Origin of the sequence: Proteiniphilum sp. UBA1028 (assembly GCF_002316955.1) — a bacterium.
Lineage (GTDB): Bacteria > Bacteroidota > Bacteroidia > Bacteroidales > Dysgonomonadaceae > Proteiniphilum.
On the sequence record NZ_DCEN01000049.1, the window covers coordinates 62,889 to 69,002 of the forward strand.

Sequence of the window (6,114 nt, forward strand, 5' to 3'; positions counted from 1 at the left end):
TGTTACGTTATTTCACCTCAATATCCATCAAGTCACAGATGACAGCCTGGCGGGTATACATTCCATTTTTGGCCTGTTGGAAATAGTAGGCTTTGGGATTGTCGTCCACATCCTGACTGATCTCCTTCACCCGGGGAAGCGGATGCAGTACCCGCAGGTTTTCCTTCGAATCATCCAGCATATCGTTATGCAGCACGTACACGTTCTTTACTTTCTCATACTCCATCAGGTCCGTAAAGCGTTCTTTCTGTACACGGGTCATGTACAGTATGTCGGCGCTGTTGATTGACTCGGGAGAAAAGTCGGTAAACTCGTTGTACGCAATTTGCTTTTGGTCACAGAATACTTTGTATTTGTCGGGGATGTGCAACTCCTCGGGCGCAACGAAGTTAAAAGTGGGAGAGAAATGCGATAGCCCCTGGATGAGTGAATGCACGGCACGTCCATATTTCAGGTCACCCACGATGGTTACCGTGAGGTTTTCCAATGTACCCTGTGTCTCGTAGATGGTGAACAGGTCGAGCATCGTTTGTGTGGGATGCTGATTGGATCCGTCACCGGCGTTGACAACCGGAATGGGGGATATTTCCGAGGCATAGCGTGCCGAGCCTTCGAGGTGGTGCCGCATGATGATCAGGTCGGCATAATTGCCGACCATCATGATGGTATCTTTCAGCGACTCCCCCTTGGTGGAGCTGCTGGTAGCTGCATCGGAGAAGCCAATGATGCGTCCCCTGAGCCTGTTGACAGCGGTTTCAAAGCTGAGGCGTGTGCGTGTGGAGGGTTCAAAGAAAAGCGTGGCACACACCTTTCCTTGTAACAGATCACGATCGGGTTGTTGTTTAAATCTGGACGCACTTTCGAGGATCCGAAAAATATCGTCCCGGCTATAATCATCAATATTTACCAAGCTTTTGGGATGCATGAGTCTGTCTGTTTTGTAATGTTTTTTCTGAATGTGAAAGCCCTGTCTCGTGTGACAAAAATCTAAAAAAGGATCAGACTTCCAGATCTACGTCGAACAGTTCGTGCCAGGGTAATCCTTGCTTGTTAAGCTGTTCCATAAACGGATCGGGATTGAATTCCTCCACGTTATAAACACCCGGTTTTTTCCAAAGGCCTTTCAAAAACATCATGGCACCGATGGTGGCCGGAACGCCGGTCGTGTAGCTCACTCCCTGGGCGCCGGTTTCTTTGTAGGCTTCCTCGTGACTGCAGTTGTTATAGATGTAATAAGTACGTTCTTTTCCATCTTTCATTCCACGGATGCGGCAGCCGATAGAAGTCTGTCCGGTATAGTTTTCTCCCAGCTCACCCGGATCGGGAAGCACTGCTTTCAGAAATTGTATGGGGACGATCTTCTGCCCGTTGTATTCTACTTCATCGATGCGTGCCATGCCGATGTTTTGGATTACCCGTAAGTGGGTGAGGTATTCCTGTCCGAAGGTCATCCAGAAGCGGGCACGCTTCAGGGTGGGGAAGTTTTTTACCAGCGACTCCAGCTCCTCGTGATAGATCACATAGGAATCTTTTGGTCCGATCTCAGGGTAGGTGAGGGGTTTGTGGATTTCATGGGGTTCTGTTGTCACCCATTCTCCGTTTTCCCAGTACTTTCCTTTTTGGGTTACTTCGCGAATGTTGATTTCGGGATTGAAGTTGGTGGCAAATGCCTTGCCATGATCTCCTGCGTTGCAGTCCACAATATCGAGATAGTGTATTTCGTCGAAATGATGTTTGGCAGCATAGGCTGTGAAGATGCTGGTTACACCCGGGTCGAAGCCACAGCCCAGAATGGCTGTAAGGCCAGCTTTCTCAAATCTTTCGCGGTAAGCCCATTGCCATTTGTATTCAAATTTGGCTTCGTCTTTCGGCTCGTAGTTGGCCGTATCGAGGTAGTTCACCCCCGCCTCCAGGCAGGCCTCCATGATGGTGAGATCCTGATAGGGCAAAGCCACATTGATCACGATCTCCGGCTTGAATTTGTGGAAGAGTGACACCAGTTCCGGCACGTTGTCGGCATCTACCCTCGCTGTATGAATGGTGACCCCTGTGCGCCGTTTTACGTCTTCTGCAATGGCATCACATTTGCTTTTTGTGCGGCTGGCCAGCATGATATCCGTAAATATCCGGTTGTTCTGTGCTACCTTGTTGGCAACTACTGTTCCCACACCTCCGGCACCAATGATAAGTACTTTTCCCATAAGTGTCTTTTTATTTTGCAGTTAATTGATTTTCTCCTTTGTGCATCTTGCTTCAGATAATTGTCGAACGCTCTGTCAGCTGCATGCAGATTTCCTACAAATATACAATGAATCTGTGAATCCAGAGAAAAATGGAATTAAAAAAAGCAGGTTTGGGAAAAAGCGTTAATAATTTTATCTTTGTAATATTAACGACCAAAACTTAAAGATCATCCTTTCTATGAACGAAGAAAAAATAGAACAGATTTCCCGCTCCACCAATGCAATCAGCGACTGGTCAATACAATTTCTCAAAAATCTTGGTATTTCCGATAACTGGGTAAAGTATATCAACCTGATTTTTTTGATCTTTGTCGTTGTCGTACTTGTGTTTGTGGTTCAGTACCTCACACGGGTTATTTTGCAGGCCATCCTAAACCGCTCGGCAAAGCTATCCCGTGCGGAAATATTGAAAAACCTGTCTGTCAGGAAATTTCCCCATTTTCTTGCCATGATCGTTCCATTCAGTCTGGTAAAGGGAGCCATACCCATTATTTTTGATCAATTTCCGAAGACAATGGTTTTTGTGGATAAATTGGCCGACATCTACCTGATATTTTATGTTATATGGCTTATCATGTCGGTTATCAATGCTTCAGCCGACACCTTCCGGATGAAGCCGAACCTGATGGATAAACCCATTGACAGCTATGTACAGGTCGTGAAAATTATTTTGAATATCATCGGCTTCGTCGTCCTTTTTTCAATCCTTACAGGACAGAATCCTACTGTCATCATCACAGGGCTTGGAGCCGCTTCTGCCATCCTGATGCTCATATTTAAAGACACCATATTGGGCTTCGTAGCCAGCCTGCAGGTGTCGGCAAATGATATGGTACGGATTGGAGACTGGATTACGATGCCCAAGTATGGTGCCGATGGAGACGTGATCCAGATTACACTTTCCACCGTGAAGATTCGTAATTTCGACAAGACCATCACGACCATTCCCCCCTATACACTAGTGTCGGATTCATTTCAGAACTGGCGGGGTATGCAGGATGCAGGTGGAAGGAGACTCAAGCGGGCTGTGTTTGTGAAGCAGTCGACCATTCGGTTTATCCGCGATGAAGAACTGGAGAAACTCGGGAAGATTCAGTATATCTCAGAGTACATTCGTACACGCAGCAAAGAAATTGATGACTATAATAAAGAATCGAAAGCTGATAAGTCGCTGGCTATCAATGGTAGGAACCTGACTAACATGGGGGTCTACCGTCATTACATAAAAAACTATTTAAGCAATCACCCCCATGTCCACAAGGAAATGCTGATGTTGGTACGTCAGCTGCAACCCACTTCGAAAGGACTCCCGCTGGAGCTCTATTTCTTTACAAATACAACAAACTGGCTGCAATATGAGGATATCTCGTCCGATGTCTTTGACCATATTACGGCTGCAGCCCGTTATTTTGATCTTGAGCTTTACGAAGATATTTCGAATCCTGTGATGGCTTCGGTATGCAGTGAACGCTGAAAAGGCGTACATTGCACTATAAAAGATCCATTTTATTCCCAAATGAGATCAATTTGTCCTCAGGATGGGTAAAATTTGTCCTCAGGATGGGTAAATTGGATATCAAGTGAATTAAATTATTTACCTTTGTATTCAAAACTCTGAATTCGGAAAATTAAAGCAGGATATTCAGAATAGAGAGTGCATACTTATCACAGTTGTTCAGGGTTTCGGTAACCCCGCCAGTTCTGTGATACTCCAATAAGTAAATGAAAAAGATGAAAAGATTGTATAGCGTTTTTACCGGAACAGGCAGCTATGTGCCTACAAAGCAGATCAAGAATGACTATTTTCATACGTATGAGTTTTATGATTCGACGGGAGAAAAACTGACAACCCCCAACGAGGAGATCACCCGTAAGTTTGAAGAGATCACCACGATTGCCGAGCGCCGTTATGCCGAAGATGACCAGGTGACGACTGATCTGGCACTTGTGGCTTCCGAGAGGGCTCTGGAGGCAGCTGGCGTGGAGCGGGAAGAACTCGATTACATCATTTTTGCACACAATTTTGGTGAAACGAAGGTGGATAATGTACGCATGGATGTCTTGCCAACATTGGCTGCCCGTCTGAAACAAAAGCTGGGTATCGCAAACCCCTCGGCTGTGGCTTATGATGTGTTGTATGGTTGTCCCGGATGGATCCAGGCCGTGATTCAGGCTGATTACTATCTTCGTTCGGGCGAGGCGAAAAAAATATTGGTGGTGGGTGCAGACGTGTTGTCGCGTGTAGCGGATCCGCACGACCGTGACAGCATGATTTATGCAGACGGCGCCGGAGCAGCCGTTATGGAAGCACGTGAGAGCGATGAGCCCGTCGGCATCATGGGACACAACTCACGCAGCGATGCATTGGATTATGTGAATATGCTCCATATGGGGTATTCTTATAATCCTGCATTGGCAGAGAAAAAAGATTATTACCTGAAGATGAATGGGCGCCGTCTGTATCAGTATGCGCTTGAGAATGTACCCAAGGCTATAAAGGCAGGTCTCGACAAGCTGCAGCTGCATATTAACCAAATCAGCAAGGTGCTTATCCATCAGGCAAACGGAAAGATGGACGATGCCATTCTGTCCCGGTTGTTTAAGCTTTATAACATGAAGGATATGCCGGAAAGCATCATGCCGATGACTATTTCCTGGCTTGGCAACTCTTCGGTTGCCACCGTACCCACGTTGCTTGATCTGGTTACCCGCAGAAAGATGGACGGGCATGACCTGAAGAGCGGCGACAACATTGTGCTGGCTTCGGTGGGTGCAGGAATGAATATTAACAGCATCGTCTACAGGATCCCTTAGTGGCTTGTTAGTCTGTTTCCTGTAGGCTAAGTCGATACACGTTTGATTCCCTTTGAGTGAATCCCATTTTCCGGTATAGCTTGTTGGCTGCTATCCGGGCCGGGTGGGAGGTGAGATCGATCTTTAGGGCTCTTTTTTTGCGGGCCAGTTGGATGGCGTAAGAGATCAGTGCTTTTCCCACCCCTTTTCCACGGGCGTCTTTGTCAACAACCACATCTTCAATATATGCCTTCGGCCCCGTAGGAATGTGGTAAAAAACAAGTGTGAGTGTGCCGATTACGTCCTCATTTTCGGTGGCGACAAGAAGACAGGTGTCTTCCGACCGGATTACCTGTTCCAACTCCTCAAACGAAGGATATGTCTCTTTCCCCGTTAGCTGGGGCATGAGTCTCCTGAAATCAGATACTACGCTCTCGTCTATGCGGGTGATTCTGTCAATTTTCATACAATATTTAACTTAAATGATATCCCTGACTGTTTAGTTCCGATGCGCGGAACAGGGTGTATAATTCTTTTTGTAGCGGATAATCCCAACAACCGAGGCTATGGAATATTTCGCCTCCGAAACCCGATTTGAACTTATACAGACCGTACAACGGATGGTGGGGATCGGGCGAGGGAGAAATGCCGAACATGTCATATTCGGTACATCCTGCCGCTTTCGACCGGCAGATGGCTTCCCATTGTAGCGCGTAGGTTGCCATTAAGTTTCGTTGTCCGGAAGAGGATGCTCCGTAAAGGTAGGAGGCTCTGTGTTTCGTGATTACCAGAAACATGGCTGCCAGAGGTTTACCCTCTTTTTCCGCAATCAACAGGCTTACATCGGCCGGCGAGCGGGTCTCGTCGGCCCGGGCTGTCAGCACTGCCTCAAAATATTTCAGGTCGTTGAGAAGAATGTGGTTTCTGGCAGCAGTTTCTTTATAGAGCTCATACCAGACATCGATTCCCTCCAGTCCCATTGCTTTAACGATTACTCCTCTTCGATGGGACAAACCTATGTTGTACCTTGTTTTGGGTTTCATCTTTTTGAGAAGCGTTTCCCTGTTGAGTGTTAAAT

Annotated in this window: 6 protein-coding genes; 2 read left to right on the top strand and 4 right to left on the bottom strand. The window is 46.7% G+C overall.

Annotation, left to right across the window (positions count from 1 at the left end; all coding sequences use genetic code 11):
* Window positions 1-7 precede the first annotated feature (7 nt).
* Together pyrB and B3Z75_RS08675 are read right to left on the bottom strand one after the other, a co-directional pair.
* On the bottom strand, window positions 8-925 hold the full coding sequence (pyrB, locus tag B3Z75_RS08670; protein WP_294070274.1) for an aspartate carbamoyltransferase: 918 nt from the start codon (window positions 923-925) through the stop codon (window positions 8-10).
* A gap of 73 nt (window positions 926-998) precedes the next feature.
* Entirely contained in the window at window positions 999-2,201 is a 1,203-nt protein-coding gene (locus tag B3Z75_RS08675) for a saccharopine dehydrogenase family protein (RefSeq protein ID WP_294070283.1), read from the bottom strand.
* Between the two features lie 220 nt (window positions 2,202-2,421).
* Here B3Z75_RS08675 and B3Z75_RS08680 point away from each other — a divergent pair, with 220 nt between their 5' ends.
* The gene (locus B3Z75_RS08680; protein WP_294070288.1) at window positions 2,422-3,717 is read left to right on the top strand and encodes a mechanosensitive ion channel family protein; all 1,296 of its coding nucleotides are present in this window, start codon (window positions 2,422-2,424) and stop codon (window positions 3,715-3,717) included.
* Between the two features lie 257 nt (window positions 3,718-3,974).
* Window positions 3,975-5,057 carry a 3-oxoacyl-ACP synthase III family protein gene (locus tag B3Z75_RS08685; protein WP_294070293.1) on the top strand — a complete coding sequence of 361 codons (1,083 nt, stop codon included), beginning with the start codon at window positions 3,975-3,977 and terminating at the stop codon, window positions 5,055-5,057.
* Window positions 5,058-5,064: 7 nt separating this feature from the next.
* Here the strand turns inward: B3Z75_RS08685 and B3Z75_RS08690 are convergent, their stop codons facing one another.
* Both B3Z75_RS08690 and B3Z75_RS08695 read right to left on the bottom strand, forming a co-directional pair.
* The gene (locus tag B3Z75_RS08690; protein ID WP_294070298.1) at window positions 5,065-5,502 is read right to left on the bottom strand and encodes a GNAT family N-acetyltransferase; all 438 of its coding nucleotides are present in this window, start codon (window positions 5,500-5,502) and stop codon (window positions 5,065-5,067) included.
* Between the two features lie 7 nt (window positions 5,503-5,509).
* Window positions 5,510-6,114 (bottom strand): lipid II:glycine glycyltransferase FemX (locus tag B3Z75_RS08695; RefSeq protein ID WP_294070301.1); only part of this gene is annotated, 605 nt, incomplete at its 5' end.